The organism is Streptomyces sp. NPDC086080 (assembly GCF_044540255.1).
Classification (GTDB): Bacteria; Actinomycetota; Actinomycetes; order Streptomycetales; family Streptomycetaceae; genus Streptomyces.
Genome location: NZ_JBITRU010000007.1, coordinates 166,014 through 188,257 on the forward strand (window position 1 = coordinate 166,014; position 22,244 = coordinate 188,257).

Genomic DNA, 22,244 nt, shown 5'->3' on the forward strand with positions numbered 1-22,244 from the left:
CACGTACCCTCTTCTGTTGTGCCGAATGCCAATGAAGAGACCAGTGCCCTGAGCCAGGCGCAGGACCGCGCCGTGAGTGAACTGCTGCGGGTCGCCCCTGTCGCCGACGACCTCGCCCGCCGCTTCCGGGAGGCCGGGTTCTCACTCGCCCTGGTCGGCGGTTCGGTGCGGGACGCGCTGCTCGGCCGCCTGGGAAACGATCTGGACTTCACTACGGACGCCCGTCCACAGGACGTACTGAAGATCGTGCGTCCCTGGGCTGACGCCGTCTGGGAGGTGGGAATCGCCTTCGGCACGGTCGGCGTGCAGAAGGACGCCCGCGTCGAAGGCGTCGACCGGAGCTTCCAGATCGAGGTGACCACCTATCGGTCGGAGGCGTATGACCGCACCTCACGCAAGCCGGAGGTGTCGTACGGCGACTCCATCGAGGAGGATCTCGTCCGTCGTGATTTCACCGTGAACGCGATGGCCGTCGCGTTGCCGGAGAAGCGGTTCATCGATCCGCACGGGGGTCTCGGCGACCTTGCGGCACGGGTGCTGCGTACCCCGGGCACGCCGGAGGAGTCCTTCTCGGACGATCCGCTGCGGATGATGCGGGCGGCCCGTTTCGCCGCCCAGCTCGACTTCGAGGTGGCACCCGATGTGGTCACGGCGATGAAGGACATGGCCGACCGGATCGAGATCGTGTCCGCCGAGCGCGTGCGGGACGAACTCAACAAGCTGATCGTGTCCTCGCACCCCCGTAAGGGCCTGTCCCTGCTCGTGGACACCGGGATCGCGGATCGCGTGCTGCCCGAGCTGCCGGCGCTCCACCTGGAGAGGGACGAACACCACCGGCACAAGGATGTCTACGAGCACACGTTGATCGTTCTGGAGCAGGCGATGGCCCTGGAGGAAGAGGGCCCCGACCTGACCCTTCGGCTGGCGGCCCTGCTGCATGACATCGGCAAGCCCCGCACGCGCCGGTTCGAGAAGGACGGCCGTGTCTCGTTCCACCATCACGAAGTGGTCGGGGCGAAGATGACGAAGAAGCGTCTGACGGGGCTGAAGTACTCCAATGAGCTGGTGAAGGACGTATCGCGTCTCGTCGAGCTGCATCTGCGTTTTCACGGCTACGGCACGGGAGAATGGACGGACTCCGCCGTCCGTCGCTATGTCCGCGACGCCGGACCTCTCCTTGGGCGGCTCCACAAGCTGACCCGCTCGGACTGCACCACGCGCAACCGGCGCAAGGCCGCCGCGCTCTCCCGTGCCTACGACGGTCTGGAGGAGCGGATCGCTCAGCTGCAGGAGCAGGAGGAGCTGGACGCCATCCGTCCGGACCTCGACGGCAACCAGATCATGGAGATCCTCGGCGTCAAGCCGGGTCCGGCGGTCGGTGAGGCGTACAAGCACATGCTGGAGCTCAGGCTGGAGAACGGTCCGATGGAGCATGACGCGGCGGTGGCGGCACTCAAGGAATGGTGGGCGAAGCAGTCCGGGTGAGACCGTGAAACGGGGTCATGTTTCACGTGAAACATGACCCCGCTGACGTGACAAGGGTGGTGTTTCACGTGAAACACCACCCTTGGTGTCTGTCCTACTTGTCCTTCAGGCAGAGGAGGAAGCTCTTGCTGCCCGCGGTCTCCGTGTAGGAGTACTGGAAGTCCTTGGCCTCCGCCTCGCACTTCGTCTGGGCGGTGAGACCGGTGAAGCTACCCTCGACCTTGGCGAGGACCTTGAACTGGGCCTTCGCGTCACCGCAGTCGACGACCTCGAGGTCGGGATTGTTGTCGTCCGTGCTGCCCCGGTGCATGCAGTCGCCGACCGCGGCGGTGTCGGCGTCGTCCCGGCTGCTGACGTAGGCTCCGACAGCCACGCCGGCGACGATCAGGACGATGACGATGTTCTTGATTGTTTTGAAGCTGAGCTTGCGACCCTGCTGCGGCGGCGGAACGGGAGTGCCCGGCTGGGGGAACCCCGGCTGACCTGCCTGCTGCGGGAAGCCTCCCTGGGCCGGGTACTGGCCCTGGGGCTGGCCGGTGGGCTGCTGCTGGCCCTGGGCGAACGGGTTGCCCTGAGGCGGCGGAGTGGTCACTTGGGGTCCCCCTAGAACATAGGTGCGTGGCGCGAAAGATGCGTTGATAAGACGCACGTAAGCTACCGGTCCGCACTGACAATCCGGCCGCCGGATCAGGCAATGTGGCATTGATGTGACACTTACCGGCGTTCAAACCGGGCCATAAACACAGCTACCGCCCCGTAGATAACGGCGACTGTTACGACCAGCGGAACCGATCGGCCGTCCGGGGGCAGCATCAGGGCGGCCACAGCCGCGGCGCCGACGAAGGCCACGTTGAACAGGACGTCGTACAGGGAGAAGACCCGGCCGCGAAAGCCGTCCTCCACGGCGGACTGGACGATGGTGTCCGTGGCGATCTTGGCGCCTTGCGTGGTCAGTCCCAGGACGAACGCCCCCGCGAGGAGTGGGCCGGTGGCGAACGGCAGGCCCAACGCGGGTACCAGCAAGGCCGCCGACGCGGCGCACACCACGATCCAGCGGCCCGGCCCGAGCCGCCCGGCGGCCCAGGGCGTCATGACGGCCGCTACAAAGAAGCCGGCACCGGAGGTACCCAACGCCAGGCCCAGCAGGGCGAGTCCCTCTTCCGAGGTCGAGGTCAGCGCGTACCGGCACAGCATCAGCAGCAGGACGAGCATGGCGCCGTAGCAGAACCGCATCAGCGACATCGCCGTGAGGGCACAGGCCGCTTCCCTGCGTGGAGGTGCGGCGAGGTGACGTACCCCCGCCCTGAGATCGCGGGCGGCGCCGCCGAGCGCCGTGCTCAGCCGAGGGCGTAGCAAGGCCGGTTCGGGGCCAAGCAGTTCCTTCGCCATGCGCAGCGATGCCAGGGCCGCGCACAGGTACAGCACGGCGCCGACGAGCACCACGGCCTCGTCGGAGTCGGCGACGACCAGACGGACGACGAAGGCGAGGCCGCCGCCCGCGGTGGCGGCGAGTGTTCCGGCGGTCGGGGAAAGGGAGTTGGCGACGACCAGCCGTTCGGGGTCCACCACGCGCGGCAGCGCCGCGGACAGGCCCGCGAGGACGAATCGGTTGACACCGGTGACGCACAGCGCGGAGACGAAGAGCAGCCAGTCGGGCACCCGGCCGATGATGAGGAGGGCGGTCACCGAAGCCATCAGGGCGCGCAGCAGATTGCCGTACAGAAAGACCTGGCGGCGGCGCCATCGGTCCAGCTGAACCCCGGCGAAGGGGCCGACCACGGAGTACGGGAGGAGCAGCACGGCCATCGCGGCGGCGATCGCCGCGGCCGATGTCTGCCTCTCCGGAGAAAAGACCACATAGGAGGCGAGCGCGACCTGGAAGACGCCGTCGGCACCCTGGGAGAGCAGGCGGACGGCGAGCAGGCGTCTGAAGCCCTGAAATCGCAGCAGAACGCGCAGGTCACCGACGACGGCCATGGGGCACAGCCTCACATACGTCGAGGGTCTCCGGGCCATACGACCCGGAGACCCTCAATGGCTCACAGCGGGAGGTCCTAGCGCTCGACCTCGCCCTTGATGAACTTCTCGACGTTCTCCCGGGCCTCGTCGTCGAAGTACTGCACCGGCGGGGACTTCATGAAGTACGAGGAAGCCGAGAGGATCGGGCCACCGATGCCCCGGTCCTTGGCGATCTTCGCGGCGCGCAGGGCGTCGATGATGACACCGGCGGAGTTCGGGGAGTCCCAGACCTCGAGCTTGTACTCCAGGTTCAGCGGGACATCACCGAAGGCACGGCCCTCGAGGCGGACGTAGGCCCACTTGCGGTCGTCCAGCCAGGCGACGTAGTCGGACGGGCCGATGTGGACGTTCTTCTCACCGAGCTCCCGGTCGGGGATCTGCGAGGTGACGGCCTGCGTCTTGGAGATCTTCTTGGACTCGAGGCGGTCACGCTCGAGCATGTTCTTGAAGTCCATGTTGCCGCCGACGTTCAGCTGCATGGTGCGGTCCAGGATCACGCCCCGGTCCTCGAACAGCTTCGCCATGACCCGGTGCGTGATGGTGGCGCCGACCTGGGACTTGATGTCGTCACCGACGATCGGGACGCCCGCCTCGGTGAACTTGTCCGCCCACTCCTTGGTGCCGGCGATGAAGACCGGAAGAGCGTTGACGAAGGCGACCTTGGCGTCGATGGCGCACTGGGCGTAGAACTTCGCCGCGTCGTCGGAGCCGACGGGCAGGTAGCAGACGAGGACGTCGACCTGCTTGTCCTTGAGGACCTGGACGATGTCGGCCGGCTCCTCGGCGGACTCCTCGATGGTTTCGCGGTAGTACTTGCCGAGACCGTCGAGGGTGTGGCCGCGCTGGACCGTCACGCCGCTGCTGGGGACGTCGCAGATCTTGATGGTGTTGTTCTCGGAGGCTCCGATGGCGTCCGCGAGGTCGAGACCGACCTTCTTGGCGTCCACATCGAACGCGGCGACGAACTCGACGTCACGGACGTGGTACTCGCCGAACTGGACGTGCATCAGGCCCGGCACCTTGGCCGCCGGGTCGGCGTCCTTGTAGTACTCGACTCCCTGTACCAGCGACGCGGCGCAGTTGCCCACGCCGACGATGGCTACGCGAACCGAACCCATTCCGGTTGCTCCCTGTGTGTACGAGTGAGGCCCTGAACGGGTCTCACGTGGCGGTGTCGTCGGGCGTATCCGGACGGGGGCTGTCCCCCGGCCGGGGCAGGCCGCCCGTCGTTCCAGATGTGGTGTCCTGCTGAGCGGATCCGCCGGACGCGGGCCTCTTCAGGTCCCGTCCCGCTCGCTCGCTCTCGATGAGCTCGTTCAGCCAGCGCACTTCGCGCTCCACGGATTCCATCCCGTGGCGCTGGAGCTCAAGGGTGTAGTCGTCGAGGCGCTCACGGGTCCGCGACAGGGAGGCGCGCATCTTCTCGAGACGTTCCTCCAGCCGGCTGCGGCGTCCCTCGAGCACGCGCATCCGTACGTCGCGCGATGTCTGCCCGAAGAAGGCGAACCGCGCTGCGAAGGTCTCGTCCTCATACGCGTCCGGTCCCGTCTGGGAGAGCAACTGCTCGAAGTGCTCTTTGCCCTCTGCCGTCAAGCGGTAGACGATCTTGGCACGTCGCCCCGTGAGCGGAGCGGCGAGAGCGTCCTCGGTGGTGTTCCCCGGCTCCTCGATCAACCAGCCGTTGGCGACCAGCGTCTTGAGGCAGGGGTAGAGCGTCCCGTAGCTGAACGCACGGAACACACCCAGTGAGGTATTGAGTCGTTTGCGCAGCTCATAGCCATGCATCGGGGATTCGCGGAGCAGGCCGAGTACGGCGAACTCGAGGATCCCGGAACGCCGGCTCATCGTCGCCTCCCCTCTGCCGCGGTCACCCGTGCTGGCCTCGTGTACGGCTCGAACGCCGTCCTTATGCCGTGCTGATGTATCGACTCGATACATCACGACGATAGAACGGTGTTCCGGATGCGACAAGAGGGGGGAGGGTGAACGGGATCACATCACGGATTCATTGCGGGCAAGTTGCCTGATTTGAGGTGAACTTCTGTGCTCGGCGGGTTTTGACGGTGCGTAGTCTGTGCGCCATGCACAGCACCGGGAACCGAGTGACGCCCGGGGACGTCTTGGTCCCCGGTGCGGTACGGGTGAATGCGCACAGCGCCGCATCCGTACTTCGGGGGGACCGGAAACCAGCCGCCGTTTCCAGGCGCGCAAGGGTGCGCCTGCCCGAGGAGTAGTCGTTCGATGAGCGAGCACCGTCGCAAACCGCCGCAGCCGCAGGGAGGCGGACGTGCCGCGGCCCGACGCGGCCAGTCCGGCTCGTCCTCCGGCCGCCGCGCGGCACCGCGAGGCGCCACCGGGTCTCCGTCCGATGCCTATGGGTCGGGTTCCCGTGGGGGTGAGGACCAGGCATACGGCAGCCGCGCCGAGGCGCGACGCGCCGCGCAGCGAGGCGGGGCCCGCCGCACCGGTTCCGCCGCGCCCGGGCGCGGCAGAGGTCGTGCGGCCCCTCCCGGCAAGAAGCGGATCATCGACTATCCGCGCCATGACAAGGACGGCTGGCGCCGCTGGACGCCGTCCTGGAAGCTTGTCGCCGGCCTGTTCATCGCGTTCCTCGGAAGCCTGGTCGCTGTGGCGGGCATCGGGTACGCGATGGTGAGCGTGCCGGACGAGGGACACGCTGCCGCGACGTCCGAGAACAACGTCTACTACTGGGCCGACGAGACGCAGATGGTCGCCACGGGCAGCGGCCAGAACCGGCAGAACGTCACGATCGACCGTATCCCCGAGGCCATGCAGTGGGCGGTGATCTCGGCGGAGAACAAGACCTTCTTCGACGACTCGGGTGTCGACCCCATGGGTATCGCCCGGGCGCTCGGCAACATGGCCACGGGTGGTGACACCCAGGGTGGCTCGACGATCACCCAGCAGTTCGTCAAGAACACCTACCTGAGCCAGGAGCAGACGATCTCCCGGAAGTTCAAGGAGATGTTCATCTCGATCAAGGTGGGCACGAAGCTCACCAAGGACGAGATTCTCCAGGGCTACCTGAACACCTCGTACTACGGCCGCGGCGCCTATGGCATCCAGGCCGCCGCCCAGACGTATTACGGCAAGGACGCCGTCAAGCTCACGCCGAGCGAGTGCGCCTTCCTCGCCGCCCTGCTCAAGGGCCCGACGTACTACGACCCGGCGGGCAACCCGAGCATCGACTCCTCGGCCGACGCCAAGTCCAACCGTAAGCGTTCCGAGGTGCGCTGGAGCTGGATCCTCGAGCAGATGCACGCCGACGACCACCTCACGGACGCCGAGTACCAGAAGGCGACCGCGAAGTACCCCGAGCCTCAGGGCCGCAAGGCGACCAAGGGCATGACCGGCCAGATCAGCTATCTCGTCGACACGGCCAAGCGGTACGTCCTGAAGAACTCCGACATCACGGAGGCACAGTTCGACCAGGGCGGCTACCAGATCTACACGACCTTCGAGAAGGACAAGGTCGACGCACTGGCCAAGGCCGTCAAGAAGGTCGAGAAGAAGAACATCGACCCGAAACGCAAACTGGACCAGCACGTGCAGTTCGGTGCGGCGACCGTGAAGCCCAATGACGGTGCGATCGTCGCGCTCTACGGCGGTGCCGGCTTCGAGAACGGCCACTTCAACAACAACGCGGACACCTCGGGTATCCCCGTCGGCTCGACGTGGAAGCCGTTCGTGATGGCCGCCGCGATGCAGCACGGCACCTATGAGTCCGATGGTGAGGGCGTCTCGCCGCTCAGCAAGTACAACGGCGACGATCACCTGAAGGTCAGGAACAACGACGGCTCCTTCGTCCTCAAGAAGGACAACACACCCTTCTTCCAGGAGAACGAGAGCGACTTCCCGTGGGGCTACATCACCCTGCGCAAGGCGATGGAGCAGTCCGTCAACACCCCGTTCGTGCAGCTCGGCATGGACGTGGGGATGAAGAACGTGGCGGACGTCGCCGAGAGGTCCGGCATCCTCAAGGACAGCTTCGCCGGGCTGAACGCGTCGTTCGCGCTCGGTACCTCGACGCCCAGCGCGATCCGCATGGCCGATGCCTATGCGACCTTCGCGGCATCCGGGAAGCAGGCCGACCCGTACTCGGTGACCGCCGTCAAGCACAAGGGGACGGAGCTCCCCGGCTTCGAGAAGCCGCGGATCAAGCAGGCCATGCCCGAGAACGTGGCGAACAACATCACCGACATGCTCGAGAACGTGATCGAGAACGGTACGGCCAAGCACGCACTGGAGCTGGGACGTGCGGCGGCCGGCAAGACGGGTACGACCGACGAGAACAAGTCCGCCTGGTTCGTCGGCTACACCAAGCAGTTGTCGACCGCGGTCACGATGTTCCGCGAGGACCCCAAGAGCCACAAACTGCTCTCGATGAACGGTACGGCGGGCAAGGACTCGATCCACGGTGGTGACATCCCCACCGAGGTGTGGACCGAGTTCATGAAGGCCGCGCTGAAGGGCGAGCCGGACGTCGAGTTCCCCAAGGCCGAGAAGATCGGTGAGATCGCGGACGGGTTCGGCGCGCCGTCCCCGACTCCGAGCGCCACGGAGACCGAGGAGTCGACTCCTTCGGCGCCGCCCTCGCCCACGAAGCCCGAGACACCCACCACCCCGCCGCAGCCCTCGCAGACGGAAACCTGCGGTCCCTTCGACTTCCGCTGTGGAAACGGCGGGGAGGAGACGGGCGGCACCGGTCCGGGCGGAACAGACAGCGGTGGCACGGACGGCGGCGCGAGCTCCTCACCCGATCCCACGGAAAGCGGTGATCCCGGGAGCACCAAGGGAGGCAACAACGGAGGCGGTTTCCTCGGCGGTTCCGCCGGTTAGCCACCCTCTCGCCCGACATGGGTGTTTCACGTGAAACACGGGCCGTCGTACCCACCCGGTACGGCGGCCCTCGGCGTATCCCCGTTCGCGTACGGCAGGATGTGCGCCATGCCCAGTGGAGAATCGACGCAAGCGAGGGTCCATGAGCCGGAACTGGTGCGGCCGACCCAGGAGGACCGGGTCGCCGCGGCCGGCAGCGAGCTGATCGGTGGTCCGCTCGGGCGACGTGCCCTGACCGGAAGGTCCTGGTGGACTCCGGTGCGGGTGATCGCGCTCGTGGCGATCGGCATGTTCGCGCTCGGCCTGGTCCAGAAGGCACCCTGTTACAACGGTGCCTGGTTCTTCGGCGCCAGCTCCCAGTACACCCATGCCTGCTACTCGGACATCCCGCACCTCTACCAGGGGCGCGGCTTCGCCGACGGGCTCGTGCCGTACTTCGACAAGCTCCCCGGGGACATGCAGTACCTCGAGTACCCGGTGCTCACCGGCGTCTTCATGGAGGTCGCGGCCTGGCTCACTCCGGGCAGTGGCAGCATCCAGGACCAGGAGCAGTGGTACTGGATGGTCAACGCCGGGATGCTCATGGCCTGCGCGGCGGTCATCGTCGTCTGTGTGACGCGTACGCATGCGCGACGTCCCTGGGACGGCCTGCTGGTCGCGCTGGCACCGGCATTCGCGTTGACCGCGACCATCAACTGGGACCTGTTGGCGGTCGCACTGACGGCCGCCGCGATGCTGATGTGGTCGCGGGGGCGTTCCCTCGCCTTCGGTGTCCTCCTGGGGCTCGCCACGGCCGCCAAGCTCTATCCCGTGCTGCTGCTCGGGCCGCTGCTGGTGCTGTGCTGGCGGGCGGGCCGATGGCGGCAGTACGGCACGGCCCTCGCCGGAGCGGCGGTCGCCTGGCTCGTCGTGAACGGGCCCGTGATGCTGTTCGCTTTCGACGGCTGGTCGAAGTTCTACACGTTCAGCCAGGAACGGGGAGTCGACTTCGGGTCCTTCTGGCTGATCCTGGCGCACAACTCGGACGACCCGCTGAGCACCGATACGGTCAACACGCTTGCCACGCTGTTGATGCTGCTGTGTTGCGGGGGCATCGCGGCACTCGCGCTCACGGCTCCCCGCCGGCCGCGCTTCGCCCAGCTCGCCTTCCTGGTCGTCGCGGCGTTCGTCCTCACCAACAAGGTCTATTCGCCGCAGTACGTCCTGTGGCTGGTGCCGCTGGCGGCCCTCGCCCGGCCGAAATGGCGGGACTTCCTCATCTGGCAGGCGTGTGAGGTGGGGTACTTCGTGGGCATCTGGATGTACCTCGCGTACACGACCAGCGGGGACGCTCACAAGGGCCTGCCCGCCGATGGTTACCACTGGGCCATCGGCATGCATCTGCTGGGGACGCTCTACCTGTGTGCCATGGTCGTGCGCGACGTCCTGAAGCCGGAGCGGGACCCGGTGCGCCGGTCAGGTGACGACGATCCTTCGGGCGGTGTGCTCGACCGAGCGGAGGATGTCTTCGTGCTCGGCCCCGTGCACCGTCCCGCCCGGCACGCGACGCATTTCGAAGGACCCAGGGTCGAATGGGGCGGGAGGGGAGCCACAGGGGGTTCGCTCTGAGCGAACACCGCAGGGGCGAGCGCCCTCACGGGGGCACAGAAAGGCCGGGCACGGGAAATCCGTGCCCGGCCTTTCTCGCTCTCAGCGGTCGACGAGGCGGTCGAACTGCGTGGTCGTGTGCCGGAGATGGGCCACCAGCTCCTCGCCCACCTGAGGCTCCGGTGCGTCTGAGGGCACGAAGAGGATCGACACCTGCATGTGCGGCGGCTCGGCGAACCAGCGCTGCTTGCCGGCCCAGACGAACGGCGCGAGGTTCCGGTTGACCGTGGCGAGGCCGGCCCGGGCGACGCCCTTGGCGCGCGGCATGACCCCGTGCAGGGCCTTGGGGGCTTCCAGGCCCACTCCGTGCGACGTACCGCCCGCCACGACCACCAGGTAGCCGTCGGAGGCGGCCTTCTGCTGCCGGTAGCCGAACCGGTCTCCCTTGGCGACGCGTGTGACGTCCAGGACCGCACCCCGGTACTCGGTCGCCTCGTGGTCGCCCAGCCACAGCCGTGTGCCGATCCGGGCGCGGAACCGGGTCTGCGGGAACTGCTGCTGCAGCCGGACGAGCTCGTCGGCCTTGAGATGGCTCACGAACATCGTGTGCAGGGGCAGGCGGGCCGCCCGGAGGCGGTCCATCCAGCCGATGACCTCCTCGACGGCGTCCGAGCCGTCCGTGCGGTCCAGCGGCAGATGGATGGCGAAGCCCTCCAGCCGGACGTTCTCTATGGCCTGGTGCAGCTGGGCCAGGTCCTGCTCGCTGATGCCGTGCCGCTTCATCGAGGACATCACCTCGATGACCACACGGGCCCCGACCAGGCCGTACACGCCGTCGACCGAGGACACCGAGCGGATGACCCGGTCGGGCAGCGGCACCGGTTCCTCACCTCGCCGGTACGGCGTCAGTACCAGCAGGTCACCACCGAACCAGTCCTTGATCCGGGCGGCCTCGTACGTCGTGCCGACGGCGAGGATGTCCGAACCCATCCGGGTCGCCTCCTCGGCGAGGCGCTCGTGGCCGAAGCCGTAGCCGTTGCCCTTGCAGACCGGGACCAGCCCCGGGAACTGCTCCTGCACGTGCTTGTGATGCGCCCGCCAGCGCGCGGTGTCGACGTAGAGCGTGAGCGCCATGGCCGGACCTGGAACCTTTCTCGTGGCTGCGGTGTATCAAAGGTATGGGAGCCAACGAAGCCGTCGGGGCTACGAAGACGAAGACCGTGACGAAGAACCGGTCAGCGGCGCGACATGTAGATGTCGAGTGCCTTGTGGAGCAGCTTGTTGAGAGGGAAGTCCCACTCGCCGAGGTACTCGGCGGCCTGGCCGCCCGTGCCCACCTTGAACTGGATCAACCCGAAGAGGTGGTCCGTCTCGTCCAGCGAGTCGGAGATGCCCCGCAGGTCGTAGACGGTGGCACCGAGCGCATAAGCGTCTCGCAGCATCCGCCACTGCATCGCGTTCGAGGGCCGGACCTCACGGCCGATGTTGTCGGAGGCACCGTAGGAGTACCAGACATGCCCGCCGACGATCAGCATCGTCGCAGCGGAGAGGTTCACGCCGTTGTGCCGGGCGAAGTACAGCCGCATACGGTTGGGGTCCTCGGTGTTGAGGGCCGTCCACATGCGCTGGAAGTACGACAGCGGGCGGGGCCGGAAGTGGTCGCGCACGGCCGTGATCTCGTACAGCCGCTGCCACTCGGGCAGGTCGTCGTAGCCGCCCTGGACGACCTCGACGCCGGCCTTCTCCGCCTTCTTGATGTTGCGGCGCCACAACTGGTTGAAGTTCCTGTGGACCTCTTCGAGGGAGCGGTTGGCCAGGGGCACCTGGTAGACGTAGCGGGGCTGGACGTCACCGAAGCCGGCGCCGCCGTCTTCGCCCTGCTGCCAACCCATGCGGCGCAGTTTGTCGGCGACCTCGAAGGCGCGGGGCTCGATGAAGTCGGCCTCCAGATCGCGCAGACGCTTGACGTCCTGATCCTGGATGCCTCTCTTGATGGTCGCGGCCTCCCAGCGCCGGATGATCACCGGCGGGCCCATCTTCACGGAGAAGGCGCCCTGCTGCTTCAGGTGCGCGAGCATGGGCTCGATCCACTCCTGAAGATTCGGCGAGAACCAGTTGATGACCGGGCCCTCGGGCAGATAGGCGAGATACCGCTTGATCTTGGGCAGCTGTCGGTAGAGAACAAGGCCAGCACCGACCAGCTCACCGGTCCGGTCGTCGAACCAGCCGAGGTTCTCCGAGCGCCATTCCGCCTTGACATCAGCCCAGGAGGGGACCTGCATGTGACTCGCCGACGGCAGGCTCTGGATGTAGGCCAGATGCTGCTCTCGGCTGATGGTCCTCAGGGTCAGGCTCATTCAGGGCGCTCCTCGGGCTGGTGTGTCCCCATGGGTTCAGGGGCTCCGGCTCTCGCGCGAAGCCTACTGCGCCCGGGGGGCGCCCCGGTTGGGCGCACGGACCTTCGCCCCGGCCTGTCGCCGGCCGGGGCGTTCGATGGTGTTCGGGAAGGGTGGTGCCCGGTGTCAGTCGACGAGCCCGCCGAAGAGGCCGCCGTGTGCCATGCCCAGGAAGAACCCGACCGCCGCGGCACCGAGGCCCAGGACCAGGCCGAAGCGCTCGCGCGTCGTCACCGAGATCCACTGGCCGTACGCGCCGGTGAGGATTCCCACCAGACCGGTCCAGGAGCTGAGCAGGTGCAGATGGTGGAACATCGCCGTGATGAAGGACGTGATGCCCAGCACCAGGGTCACCGCGAGCAGGGTGTCCTGGAGTGGGTGGGACTTGCCGTCCGTGGCGAAAAGGCCTCCGGCGGTGTTGGGTCGCAATGCCTGTGCCATGGGCACCTCCTGCGAAAGGCGGCGGATCGTAGCGCCGTACACACCCGATGTGTACAGATTGACGCTCCTCACGGCCGGATTTCAACCGGAAGGCGCTGTGCGGGTACTCTGTAGCGTCTGCACCGGTGTCTGTCCGGACAGAGCCGGACAAGAGCAGGGCTGGGCCATGGTCCGTCCCCGCCGGTCCGGGAAGCCGCCGCCCGGTCTCGATTGTCAGTGGCGGCTGTTTTACTGACAGGCATCGTTGCGCAACGCATCACGACCCTCCTGCCACGGAACGACCGTGGCCGCTGAGTCCAAAGGAGGTGGGTTCCACATGCGTCACTACGAGGTGATGGTCATCCTCGACCCCGATCTCGAGGAGCGTGCTGTCTCCCCGCTGATCGAGAACTTCCTTTCTGTCGTCCGTGACGGCGGCGGAAAGGTCGAGAAGGTCGACACCTGGGGCCGTCGTCGTCTCTCGTACGAGATCAAGAAGAAGCCCGAGGGCATCTACTCGGTCATCGACCTGCAGGCCGAGCCTGCGGTCGTCAAGGAGCTCGACCGCCAGATGAACCTGAACGAGTCGGTCCTCCGGACCAAGGTCCTCCGTCCCGAGACCCACTGAGCTCTTCCGCTCAGCTGATTTCGGGTTCCGAGTAGCAGCACAAGCAGCCAGCAGCAAACCCGCCGAGAGGTTCCCCCATGGCAGGCGAGACCGTCATCACGGTCGTCGGCAATCTTGTCGACGACCCCGAGCTGCGCTTCACCCCGTCCGGTGCGGCCGTCGCGAAGTTCCGTGTCGCGTCGACCCCCCGCACCTTCGACCGTCAGACGAACGAGTGGAAGGACGGCGAGAGCCTGTTCCTGACCTGCTCGGTCTGGCGTCAGGCGGCGGAGAACGTCGCCGAGTCGCTCCAGCGAGGCATGCGCGTCATTGTGCAGGGCCGGCTGAAGCAGCGGTCCTACGAGGACCGTGAGGGCGTCAAGCGCACGGTCTACGAGCTGGACGTCGAGGAAGTCGGCGCCAGCCTGCGCAACGCCACGGCCAAGGTCACCAAGACCACCGGCCGCGGCCAGGGCGGCTACGGCGGTGGCCAGGGCGGCGGTGGTGGTGGCGCCCAGGGTGGCGGCGGCTGGGGCGGCGGCTCCGGCGGCGGCCAGCAGGGCGGCGGCGCTCCCGCGGACGACCCGTGGGCGACCGGTGCTCCCGCCGGTGGCCAGCAGGGTGGTGGCGGCTGGGGCGGCGGCTCCGGCGGCAGCGGCAGTGGCGGCGGCTACTCGGACGAGCCCCCCTTCTAGGTGGGCCGTACCCCACACTTCTTGATCACACAGGAGAAACATCATGGCGAAGCCGCCTGTGCGCAAGCCTAAGAAGAAGGTCTGCGCATTCTGCAAGGACAAGGTCACGTACGTGGACTACAAGGACACGAACATGCTGCGGAAGTTCATTTCCGACCGCGGCAAGATCCGTGCCCGCCGCGTGACCGGCAACTGCACGCAGCACCAGCGTGACGTCGCCACGGCCGTCAAGAACAGCCGTGAGATGGCGCTGCTGCCCTACACCTCCACCGCGCGATAAGGGAAGGGTGACAGACACATGAAGATCATCCTCACCCACGAGGTCTCCGGCCTCGGTGCCGCGGGCGACGTCGTCGACGTCAAGGACGGTTACGCTCGCAACTACCTGGTTCCGCGGAAGCTCGCGATCCGCTGGACCAAGGGAGGCGCGAAGGACGTCGAGCAGATCCGTCGTGCTCGCAAGATCCACGAGATCCAGACCATCGAGCAGGCCAACCAGGTGAAGGCCCAGCTCGAGGGGGTCAAGGTCCGTCTGGCTGTTCGCTCCGGCCAGGCCGGTCGTCTCTTCGGTTCCGTCACCCCGGCCGACATCGCTTCCGCGATCAAGGCTGCCGGCGGTCCCGAGGTCGACAAGCGCCGCATCGAGCTGGGCGCGCCGATCAAGACGCTGGGCGCCCACGAGACGTCCGTGCGTCTGCACCCCGAGGTTGCCGCCAAGGTCAGCCTCGAGGTCGTCGCCGGCTGAAAGCCGCGCTCGCTGACGCAGTGAGCACATGGGGGCCGCACCCTTCCGGGTGCGGCCCCCATGGCCTTGTTTCACGTGAAACGGTCAGCGTGCGGCGCCTGTGACGATCCAGCGGCCCGAGCGGGTACGGAACCACAGGGTCAGCATGCGCACGCTCATCATGAGCCCCATCGTCGCCCACAGTGCGGTGAGCCCACCGCCGAGGGAGGGGACCAGCAGGGCGACCGGAGCGAATACCGCGAGGGTCAGCAGCATCGCCCAGGCCAGATACGGTCCGTCGCCGGCCCCCATCAGCACCCCGTCCAGCACGAAGACGATGCCGCAGATCGGCTGGGACAGCGCGACGAGCACCAGTGCGGGCAGTGCCGCCTCCTTGACCGTGGTGTCGCTGGTGAACAAGGGCAACAACACCGGCCGGGCGAGTAGCACCAGCACACCGAGGACGACACCCACGGCTGTCCCCCACTGGACCATGCGGCGGCACACCTCACGGGCCCCTTGGGCGTCGCCGGCTCCCAGATAGCGCCCGATGATGGCTTGCCCGGCGATGGCGATGGCGTCCAGCGCGAATGCGAGCAGACTCCACAGGGAGAGGATGATCTGGTGGGCCGCGATGTCGGAGTCGCCGAGGCGGGCGGCCACGGCTGTCGCGATCATCAGGATGGCCCGGAGGGACAGGGTGCGCACCAGCAGAGGAACGCCTGCCTGGGCCGAGGCCCTGATCCCGGCGGCGTCCGGGCGCAGGGAGGCCCCGTGTCTGCGCGCTCCGCGGAGCACCACGGCCAGGTAGACCGCGGCCATGCCCCACTGCGCGATGACAGTGCCCCAGGCGGAGCCGGCGATGCCGAAGCCGACGCCGTAGACCAGCACGACATTGAGCACAGCGTTGGCGACGAACCCGGCGATGGCGACGTACAGAGGCGTTCTGGTGTCCTGAAGGCCGCGCAGAACACCGGTTGCGGCGAGCACGACGAGCATCGCCGGTATGCCGAGCGTGGAAATCCGCAGATATGTGACCGCGTAGGGTGCCGCTGTGTCGGAGGCACCGAAGAGGTCCACGAGGGCGGGTGCCGTGGGCAGGACGACCGCCACGACGGCGGCACCGAGGAACAGCGCCAGCCATATGCCGTCCATGCCCTGGCGGATGGCGGAGGGCAGGTCGCCAGCCCCGACACGGCGGGCGACGGCTGCCGTGGTGGCATAGGCCAGAAAGACGAAGACGCTGACGGCGGTCATCAGCAGGGCCGAGGCGACGCCGAGGCCGGCGAGTTGTGCCGTGCCGAGATGGCCGACGATGGCGCTGTCGGCCATGACGAACAAGGGCTCGGCAACAAGGGCACCGAAGGCCGGGAAGGCCAGCATGACGATCTCTCGGTCATGCTGTCGGCGAGCGGCTCGGGGGCGCGCGGGGGCCTGTGTCATGCGCACCAATCTAATCGTCCACAGGTAAGAGATGCAAAGGCTATAGGACCCTTACTTCGTGGCGCAGGGTGTGTGCTTGCGTACACCGCATGAACCGATCTTGATCCGACTGGGGAAGTTTTTCTTCTGCACAGACGGTGGATGGTGAATGTGCAGGTCAGAGGGATTCCCGGTGGGGGTTTCCGGGCTTGTTCACAGGGCTGTCCACCGGCTCGTGCACAGGTTTTGCCGAGTTCTCCACAGCATTGGGCTGGTCGTCCACATGGCCTGTGGATAACCAGATTGGCTGACGGTGCCGACGGGCCTACGGTGGTCCGGCGCCCGCTCCGTCCGCCGGTTTCACAAAGACCACAAAACCGGCGCGCGACAAACGGAGTTGGGCTCCTTATTTGTCAGTGCCGTGCCGTAGAACAGAGGGGCACGGCGAGGTCCGCTCGGCGGACGGGAGGAGGTGGCTCGGTGAGCATTTCCGAGCCCTTGGACGACCCGTGGGCCGACAGCGGCCCCAGTGATCGTCTGCCCGCCTCCCGCCGTCGCGACGATCGGGGCCGGGGCCGCGACGAGCAGCACGACCGCGGCCGGGACAGCGACGGGTGGGACGGCGGCGGCTCCGCCTTCGAAAGAGTGCCGCCACAGGACCTCGAGGCCGAGCAGTCCGTCCTGGGCGGCATGCTGCTGTCCAAGGACGCCATTGCCGATGTGGTCGAGATCCTCAAGGGCCATGATTTCTACAAGCCGGCCCATGAAACCGTCTACACCGCCATCCTCGACGTCTACGCCAAGGGTGAGCCGGCCGACCCCATCACGATCGCGGCGGAGCTGACCAAGCGCGGCGAGATCAACAAGGTCGGCGGGGCCTCGTATCTGCACACCCTCGTCCAGACCGTCCCCACGGCGGCGAACGCGGCGTACTACGCGGAGATCGTGCACGAGCGCGCCGTACTGCGCCGTCTGGTCGAGGCAGGCACGCGCATCACCCAGATGGGATACGCGGCCGACGACGACGTGGACGAGATCGTCAACCGCGCGCAGGCGGAGATCTACGCCGTCACCGAACAGCGCACCAGCGAGGACTATCTGCCGCTCGGCGACATCATGGAGGGCGCCCTCGACGAGATCGAGGCGATCGGATCGCGCAGCGGTGAGATGACCGGAGTGCCCACCGGATTCACCGACTTCGACTCGCTCACCAACGGTCTGCACCCCGGGCAGATGATCGTCATCGCCGCGCGTCCCGCGATGGGCAAGTCGACGCTCGCTCTGGACTTCGCCCGGGCCGCGTCCATCAAGAACAACCTGCCCAGCGTCATCTTCTCGCTCGAGATGGGGCGCAACGAGATCGCGATGCGTCTGCTGTCCGCCGAGGCCCGCGTCGCCCTGCACCACATGCGTTCCGGCACGATGACGGACGAGGACTGGACGCGCCTGGCGCGCCGGATGCCGGATGTGTCGGCGGCACCGCTCTACATCGACGACTCCCCGAACCTGTCGATGATGGAGATCCGCGCCAAGTGCCGTCGTCTGAAGCAGCGCAATGATCTGAAGCTGGTCGTCATCGACTACCTGCAGTTGATGCAGTCCGGCGGTTCCAAGCGGGCCGAGAGCCGTCAGCAGGAGGTCTCGGACATGTCTCGTAACCTCAAGCTGCTCGCCAAGGAGCTCGAGGTCCCGGTGATCGCGCTTTCCCAGCTCAACCGTGGCCCCGAGCAACGCACCGACAAGAAGCCGATGGTTTCCGACCTGCGTGAGTCGGGCTCCATCGAGCAGGACGCCGACATGGTCATCCTGCTGCACCGGGAGGACGCCTACGAGAAGGAGTCCCCTCGCGCGGGTGAGGCCGACCTGATCGTGGCGAAGCACCGAAACGGCCCGACGGCGACGATCACGGTCGCCTTCCAGGGCCACTACTCGCGCTTCGTCGACATGGCACAGACCTGACCTGTCGTCACCACCGCTCTCCGTCCGGCAACCGTGCTGGACTGGGGGCATGACGACATCTGAGGAAGCACTGCTGCCCGGCACGCGACGCGCTCTGCTGCACCGGATCGCCGTCGCCCAGAGCGAGGGGCGGACGCCCTCATTGGTCGCGGCCGTGGTGCGGGGCGGCAGGGCGGTGTGGACAGGGGCGCGGACCTCGGTGGACGGCCACGCCTCGGCCGTAAACGTGCAGTACCGGATCGGTTCGATCACCAAGACCTTTACCGCGGTCTTGGTGCTCCGGCTGCGCGATGCGGGAGTGCTCGACCTGTCCGATCCGCTCGACAAGCATCTGCCGGGCACAAGGGTGGGTGAGGCAACGATCGCCGAGCTGCTCTCGCACAGTGGTGGGCTGGCCGCCGAGACTCCGGGCCCCTGGTGGGAGCGGACTCCGGGGTCCCTGCGGCCCGGCCTGGTCGATGTGCTGGGTGAACGGCCACTGGTACATCCCAGGGGACGGCGGTTCCACTACTCGAACCCCGGATACGCGTTGCTGGGCGCCTTGGTCGAGAAGCTCCGCGGTGCCCCGTGGGAAGCAGTGCTTCGGCGGGAGGTGCTCGAACCGCTGGGCCTGCACCGCACGAGCGTGCAACCGGAGGCGCCGTATGCGGGTGGCTGGGCGGTGCACCCGTGGGCGGATGTGATGCTGCCCGAGCCTCTGGAGCATCTCGGCCCGATGGCACCCGCCGGGCAACTATGGTCCACTGCCGCCGACCTGGTGCGCTTCGCGGCCTTCCTGACCCGGGGTGACGAGCGCGTGCTGAGTGCTGAGTCCCTGCGGGAGATGAGCACCCCGGCCGCACCGGTCGGTGCGGCGGACGTGGCCGACGGCTATGCGTACTGCCTGGGCCTTGAGCTCCGTCACCAGCACGGGCGTGCTCTTGTCGGGCACACCGGTTCGCTTCCGGGTTTCCTTGCCTGTCTCACGATCAGCGTGGCCGACGACGTGAGTGCGGTGGTCCTCACCAATTGCACGTCCGGGCCGGCGCCGTTCACGGTTGCCGCCGATCTCGTCCGGATCGTCGCTCAGGCGGAACCGCGTATCCCTGCTCTCTGGCGGCCCTTGCGGGAGGCTGATCCATCGGTGCTGGAGCTGGTGGGCCCGTGGTACTGGGGGACGTACGCCTTCGCGCTGCGGCATTCGGCGGACGGGATCGTCTCGTTGGAGCCACTGGCCGGCACCGGTCGGCGCTCCCGCTTCTGCTCGAACGGAGACGGGACATGGGTAGGGCTGGAGGGCTACTACGCAGGAGAACTCCTGACGCCCGTACGGCGGCCGGACGGAACAGTGAGCCATCTCGACCTGGGATCGTTCGTGTTCACTCGTCGGCCGTACGAGGAGGAGGCTCCCGTCCCCGGCGGAGTGGACCCCGAGGGGTGGCGGGGTATCGGCTAGTTCTTGGTCGCCGGAGAGCCGGGGCAGGGTGGATCATGTTTCACGTGAAACATGAAACCAGGCACCCTCGGAGCGCCTACATCACAACGGCAGCTTGAAGCCCACATGGGAGGCCGTGAATCCGAGCCGTTCGTAAAAACGGTGGGCATCGATACGGGTGTTGTCAGAGGTCAGCTGAACCAGTCGGCACCCCTCCCGGCGCGATGTGTCCACGGCCCACTCGATCAGCCGGGTGCCCAGGCCGCTGCCGCGCTCGTCCGCATGGATGCGGACCCCTTCGATGATCGACCTGGTGGAGCCGCGGCGGGACAGTCCCGGAACGATCGTGAGCTGCAGCGTGCCCACGACACGTCCCTCGCGGACCGCCACGACCAGGTGCTGGTTCGGATCGGCGCTGAGCCGCTCCAGAGCGGTGAGGTACGGGCCTACGTCGTCTGGTGACTCACGCTGCGCACCCAGGGGATCGTCGGCAAGCATGCCGACGATCGCGGGGATGTCGTCGGCGACTGCGGCTCGTATCTCAAGATCTCCCATGTCCGCACCCTATGCGGACACCCGCGGCGCCTTCAGCGTCTCCACGGCCCGGACCAGCGGGGCCAGCTCCGGGTCCCTCGCCGCCTCGTCGAGGGCCTCGCGCAAGGCGGTGTCATGGGTCGGCCGTGCCTCTGCCAGGAGTTCGAGGCCGGCGTCGGTGACATTGGTGTAGATGCCGCGCCGGTCGGTGGGACACAGGTAACGCTCCAGCAGGCCACGGTCCTCGAGCCGGCTGACCAGGCGCGTGGTGGCGCTCTGGCTAAGTACGACTGCGTCGGCAACCTGCTTCATCTGCAGATGGCCCCCCTCGTCGTCGTGCTGGCGGCTCAGTACGTCGAGCAGGGAGTACTCCCGCACGCTCAGATCGTGCCGGGACTGAAGGGCGCGCTCGATAAAGGCCTCGATCCTCCCGTGCAGCAGGGAGAGCGCGCACCACCCCTGAGCGGCGGCGGTGAGCGCGGGATCCGTGGCTGTCATGGGCGTTTCCTCCGATCAGGAACTCCTGAGCACCAGGGTAGGGTACGACCGCAATAGACCGCGCCTGCGCGTAACCCGCGTGCGCAATGATTACTGCCTGAAAGGTCCTGCGGGTCTTCTCCCCGCCCTGGTCGCGGCCGCCCTGAGTGTCAGCCCGCCGCGACCGTCACCGGGGCGAACCGCCGCCTCCAGTCCCCGGGCAGCTCTGTGACCCCGTACGCCATGACGGCGTTGAACGCCACGGATGCCAGCCCGTGTTCCTTCGCCCAGCCGAGCAGTTCCTCGTGCCGTACATCGATGTCGGTGCGCAGAGGCCGCTCGGTGTGTTCGGCGAGGGACGCGAGAAGCGCCGTGGCCGTCGCGGTGTCACGGGCGATCAGCGGGCCTACGACATGGGTGTCCATGTTGGGCCAGGCCGCCGCGTAACCGATGAGCCGGCCGTCTTCCTCGGCGACGCGCAACTGATCGGCGAAGGCGGGCAGCCGGGTGACGATATGCGTCCGGTCCGCCCCGAACACTTCCTCGTCGAGCCGGAGGATCGCAGGGAGGTCCCCTGCGGTCGCGGGACGGGTGGCGATCGCCTGCCGAGAGCCCGTGGGGAGCAGATGCCCCCGCAGCATCTCGGCCCGGCCAATGACCTTGAAGCCGAGCTCCTCGTACAGCGGTCTGCCGGACGGGGTGGCATGCAGGGTGAGCGGTGTGGTTCCCACCGCCGAGACGACATGACGCATCAACCGGCGTCCTATGCCCCGGCGCGCATACCGTTCGGCGACCAGGACCATGCCGACGGCCGCCAGAGCGGGCTGCCGTTGTGGTCCGTACTCGGTGACGACACAGGCGGTCACCAGGCCACCGTCGGGGTGGTCGATGCCATAGCCCTTCCCGGCCGCGAGGAGGAGAGCCCACTTGTGCTCCTCGCGTGGCCACCCCCGGTCCTCGGACAGGTCGGCGCATGCGGTGAGATCGCGGAGCGTCAGACGGCGGATGGGCGATGACTCGGGGGAAGGTGTCGGCACGCTGGTCAGGCTGTCCGAGAGACGGCTTCGGCGTCCACCTGTTTGGGCAGACCTGTGAGAGCTTTCGGCCATGCGTGAGTGTCGAGGTCAGCCCAGGTCGGGAGCGTGCATGGCGCGCACGCCCTCGATGTTGCCGTCCAGATAGTGCCGCAGCGACAGGGGCACGAGGTGGACAGAGGCGATGCCGACCCGGGTGAACGGAACGCGGACGATCTCGTACTCACCGATGGGTTCGTCGACCTCCGGGCCGTGCCGCAGGGATGGGTCCATGGATTCCAGACGGCATACGAAGAAGTGCTGCACCTTGACTCCGGTGGCGCCGCCGTCCTCGCCGATGTGCTCCACGGTGTCGACGAAACAGGGCACCACGTCGGTGATCTTGGCGCCGAGTTCCTCGTACACCTCGCGGTGCAGAGCGTCGACGACGGTCGAGTCCTCCGGCTCCACACCGCCGCCCGGGGTGAGCCAGTAGGGATCCATGCCAGGTTTGGTGCGCTTGATGAGAATCAGGTTCTCGCCGTCCAGCAGAACGGCTCGGGCGGTGCGCTTGACCACGGGTCGGACGGTCATGGGGGAAATCTGGCCCGGCTGGTTCCACGTGAAACATC

21 protein-coding genes are annotated in these 22,244 nt (G+C 67.3%); 9 read left to right on the plus strand and 12 right to left on the minus strand.

Annotated elements, in window-relative coordinates; genetic code table 11:
* Nucleotides 1–18 precede the first annotated feature (18 nt).
* On the plus strand, nt 19–1,485 hold the full coding sequence (locus tag ACIF9R_RS11600; protein ID WP_399977643.1) for a CCA tRNA nucleotidyltransferase: 1,467 nt from the start codon (nt 19–21) through the stop codon (nt 1,483–1,485).
* A gap of 94 nt (nt 1,486–1,579) precedes the next feature.
* Here the strand turns inward: ACIF9R_RS11600 and ACIF9R_RS11605 are convergent, their stop codons facing one another.
* The 4 genes from ACIF9R_RS11605 to ACIF9R_RS11620 all read right to left on the minus strand — a co-directional run bounded on the left by ACIF9R_RS11605 (nt 1,580) and on the right by ACIF9R_RS11620 (nt 5,349).
* Nucleotides 1,580–2,077 carry a hypothetical protein gene (locus ACIF9R_RS11605; protein ID WP_399977645.1) on the minus strand — a complete coding sequence of 166 codons (498 nt, stop codon included), beginning with the start codon at nt 2,075–2,077 and terminating at the stop codon, nt 1,580–1,582.
* A gap of 122 nt (nt 2,078–2,199) precedes the next feature.
* Nucleotides 2,200–3,462, minus strand: a complete 1,263-nt coding sequence (locus ACIF9R_RS11610; RefSeq protein ID WP_399977647.1) for an MFS transporter — start codon at nt 3,460–3,462, stop codon at nt 2,200–2,202.
* 77 nt (nt 3,463–3,539) lie between these two features.
* The gene (locus tag ACIF9R_RS11615; RefSeq protein ID WP_399977649.1) at nt 3,540–4,622 is read right to left on the minus strand and encodes an inositol-3-phosphate synthase; all 1,083 of its coding nucleotides are present in this window, start codon (nt 4,620–4,622) and stop codon (nt 3,540–3,542) included.
* Nucleotides 4,623–4,665: 43 nt separating this feature from the next.
* Entirely contained in the window at nt 4,666–5,349 is a 684-nt protein-coding gene (locus tag ACIF9R_RS11620; protein ID WP_399977652.1) for a helix-turn-helix transcriptional regulator, read from the minus strand.
* A gap of 396 nt (nt 5,350–5,745) precedes the next feature.
* Between ACIF9R_RS11620 and ACIF9R_RS11625 the strand changes: the two genes are divergently transcribed.
* Nucleotides 5,746–8,364: a transglycosylase domain-containing protein gene (locus ACIF9R_RS11625; protein WP_399977654.1), complete on the plus strand. Its 2,619-nt coding sequence runs from the start codon at nt 5,746–5,748 to the stop codon at nt 8,362–8,364.
* Nucleotides 8,365–8,463: 99 nt separating this feature from the next.
* A complete protein-coding gene (locus ACIF9R_RS11630) occupies nt 8,464–9,972 on the plus strand; it encodes a glycosyltransferase family 87 protein (RefSeq protein ID WP_399977917.1) in 1,509 nt (502 codons plus the stop codon).
* Between the two features lie 81 nt (nt 9,973–10,053).
* On the opposite strand, the gene ACIF9R_RS11635 is transcribed toward ACIF9R_RS11630, so the two are convergent.
* From ACIF9R_RS11635 to ACIF9R_RS11645, 3 genes are all read right to left on the minus strand, one after another.
* The gene (locus ACIF9R_RS11635) at nt 10,054–11,085 is read right to left on the minus strand and encodes an alanine racemase (RefSeq protein ID WP_399977656.1); all 1,032 of its coding nucleotides are present in this window, start codon (nt 11,083–11,085) and stop codon (nt 10,054–10,056) included.
* Nucleotides 11,086–11,186: 101 nt separating this feature from the next.
* Nucleotides 11,187–12,308 (minus strand): peptidoglycan bridge formation glycyltransferase FemX, encoded by a 1,122-nt coding sequence (femX, locus tag ACIF9R_RS11640; protein ID WP_399977659.1) that lies wholly within the window; start codon nt 12,306–12,308, stop codon nt 11,187–11,189.
* Between the two features lie 165 nt (nt 12,309–12,473).
* Nucleotides 12,474–12,788 (minus strand): hypothetical protein, encoded by a 315-nt coding sequence (locus ACIF9R_RS11645; RefSeq protein WP_399977662.1) that lies wholly within the window; start codon nt 12,786–12,788, stop codon nt 12,474–12,476.
* 316 nt (nt 12,789–13,104) lie between these two features.
* On the opposite strand from ACIF9R_RS11645, the gene rpsF reads away from it, so the two are divergent.
* The 4 genes from rpsF to rplI all read left to right on the plus strand — a co-directional run bounded on the left by rpsF (nt 13,105) and on the right by rplI (nt 14,814).
* A complete protein-coding gene (gene rpsF / locus ACIF9R_RS11650) occupies nt 13,105–13,395 on the plus strand; it encodes a 30S ribosomal protein S6 (RefSeq protein WP_004985983.1) in 291 nt (96 codons plus the stop codon).
* A gap of 77 nt (nt 13,396–13,472) precedes the next feature.
* A complete protein-coding gene (locus ACIF9R_RS11655; RefSeq protein ID WP_399977664.1) occupies nt 13,473–14,069 on the plus strand; it encodes a single-stranded DNA-binding protein in 597 nt (198 codons plus the stop codon).
* A gap of 43 nt (nt 14,070–14,112) precedes the next feature.
* On the plus strand, nt 14,113–14,349 hold the full coding sequence (gene rpsR, locus ACIF9R_RS11660) for a 30S ribosomal protein S18 (RefSeq protein WP_003949403.1): 237 nt from the start codon (nt 14,113–14,115) through the stop codon (nt 14,347–14,349).
* Nucleotides 14,350–14,367: 18 nt separating this feature from the next.
* Nucleotides 14,368–14,814, plus strand: a complete 447-nt coding sequence (gene rplI / locus ACIF9R_RS11665; RefSeq protein ID WP_399977667.1) for a 50S ribosomal protein L9 — start codon at nt 14,368–14,370, stop codon at nt 14,812–14,814.
* Between the two features lie 84 nt (nt 14,815–14,898).
* On the opposite strand, the gene ACIF9R_RS11670 is transcribed toward rplI, so the two are convergent.
* Entirely contained in the window at nt 14,899–16,236 is a 1,338-nt protein-coding gene (locus tag ACIF9R_RS11670) for an MATE family efflux transporter (RefSeq protein ID WP_399977669.1), read from the minus strand.
* A gap of 459 nt (nt 16,237–16,695) precedes the next feature.
* Here ACIF9R_RS11670 and dnaB point away from each other — a divergent pair, with 459 nt between their 5' ends.
* Both dnaB and ACIF9R_RS11680 read left to right on the plus strand, forming a co-directional pair.
* Complete coding sequence (dnaB, locus tag ACIF9R_RS11675) at nt 16,696–18,174, plus strand: replicative DNA helicase (RefSeq protein WP_399977672.1); 1,479 nt, start codon at nt 16,696–16,698, stop codon at nt 18,172–18,174.
* Nucleotides 18,175–18,223: 49 nt separating this feature from the next.
* Nucleotides 18,224–19,609: a serine hydrolase domain-containing protein gene (locus tag ACIF9R_RS11680; RefSeq protein WP_399977675.1), complete on the plus strand. Its 1,386-nt coding sequence runs from the start codon at nt 18,224–18,226 to the stop codon at nt 19,607–19,609.
* An 81-nt stretch (nt 19,610–19,690) separates the two neighbouring features.
* Here the strand turns inward: ACIF9R_RS11680 and ACIF9R_RS11685 are convergent, their stop codons facing one another.
* The 4 genes from ACIF9R_RS11685 to ACIF9R_RS11700 form a co-directional block, all read right to left on the minus strand.
* Complete coding sequence (locus ACIF9R_RS11685) at nt 19,691–20,143, minus strand: GNAT family N-acetyltransferase (RefSeq protein WP_399977677.1); 453 nt, start codon at nt 20,141–20,143, stop codon at nt 19,691–19,693.
* A 9-nt stretch (nt 20,144–20,152) separates the two neighbouring features.
* Nucleotides 20,153–20,620: a MarR family winged helix-turn-helix transcriptional regulator gene (locus tag ACIF9R_RS11690; protein ID WP_399977680.1), complete on the minus strand. Its 468-nt coding sequence runs from the start codon at nt 20,618–20,620 to the stop codon at nt 20,153–20,155.
* Between the two features lie 149 nt (nt 20,621–20,769).
* Nucleotides 20,770–21,636, minus strand: a complete 867-nt coding sequence (locus ACIF9R_RS11695; protein WP_399977683.1) for a GNAT family N-acetyltransferase — start codon at nt 21,634–21,636, stop codon at nt 20,770–20,772.
* A gap of 87 nt (nt 21,637–21,723) precedes the next feature.
* A complete protein-coding gene (locus ACIF9R_RS11700) occupies nt 21,724–22,206 on the minus strand; it encodes an NUDIX domain-containing protein (RefSeq protein WP_399977685.1) in 483 nt (160 codons plus the stop codon).
* Nucleotides 22,207–22,244 lie beyond the last annotated feature (38 nt).

Bases quoted from the DNA above. Each gene is read 5' to 3' on its own strand.
- ACIF9R_RS11610 (WP_399977647.1), bottom strand. From the start codon at position 3,462: ATGGCCGTCGTCGGTGACCTGCGCGTTCTGCTGCGATTTCAGGGCTTC.
- ACIF9R_RS11615 (WP_399977649.1), bottom strand. From the start codon at position 4,622: ATGGGTTCGGTTCGCGTAGCCATCGTCGGCGTGGGCAACTGCGCCGCG.
- ACIF9R_RS11620 (WP_399977652.1), bottom strand. From the start codon at position 5,349: ATGAGCCGGCGTTCCGGGATCCTCGAGTTCGCCGTACTCGGCCTGCTC.
- ACIF9R_RS11625 (WP_399977654.1), top strand. From the start codon at position 5,746: ATGAGCGAGCACCGTCGCAAACCGCCGCAGCCGCAGGGAGGCGGACGT.
- ACIF9R_RS11630 (WP_399977917.1), top strand. From the start codon at position 8,464: ATGTGCGCCATGCCCAGTGGAGAATCGACGCAAGCGAGGGTCCATGAG.
- ACIF9R_RS11635 (WP_399977656.1), bottom strand. From the start codon at position 11,085: ATGGCGCTCACGCTCTACGTCGACACCGCGCGCTGGCGGGCGCATCAC.
- femX (WP_399977659.1), bottom strand. From the start codon at position 12,308: ATGAGCCTGACCCTGAGGACCATCAGCCGAGAGCAGCATCTGGCCTAC.
- ACIF9R_RS11645 (WP_399977662.1), bottom strand. From the start codon at position 12,788: ATGGCACAGGCATTGCGACCCAACACCGCCGGAGGCCTTTTCGCCACG.
- rpsF (WP_004985983.1), top strand. From the start codon at position 13,105: ATGCGTCACTACGAGGTGATGGTCATCCTCGACCCCGATCTCGAGGAG.
- ACIF9R_RS11655 (WP_399977664.1), top strand. From the start codon at position 13,473: ATGGCAGGCGAGACCGTCATCACGGTCGTCGGCAATCTTGTCGACGAC.
- rpsR (WP_003949403.1), top strand. From the start codon at position 14,113: ATGGCGAAGCCGCCTGTGCGCAAGCCTAAGAAGAAGGTCTGCGCATTC.
- rplI (WP_399977667.1), top strand. From the start codon at position 14,368: ATGAAGATCATCCTCACCCACGAGGTCTCCGGCCTCGGTGCCGCGGGC.
- ACIF9R_RS11670 (WP_399977669.1), bottom strand. From the start codon at position 16,236: ATGACACAGGCCCCCGCGCGCCCCCGAGCCGCTCGCCGACAGCATGAC.
- ACIF9R_RS11680 (WP_399977675.1), top strand. From the start codon at position 18,224: ATGACGACATCTGAGGAAGCACTGCTGCCCGGCACGCGACGCGCTCTG.
- ACIF9R_RS11685 (WP_399977677.1), bottom strand. From the start codon at position 20,143: ATGGGAGATCTTGAGATACGAGCCGCAGTCGCCGACGACATCCCCGCG.
- ACIF9R_RS11690 (WP_399977680.1), bottom strand. From the start codon at position 20,620: ATGACAGCCACGGATCCCGCGCTCACCGCCGCCGCTCAGGGGTGGTGC.
- ACIF9R_RS11700 (WP_399977685.1), bottom strand. From the start codon at position 22,206: ATGACCGTCCGACCCGTGGTCAAGCGCACCGCCCGAGCCGTTCTGCTG.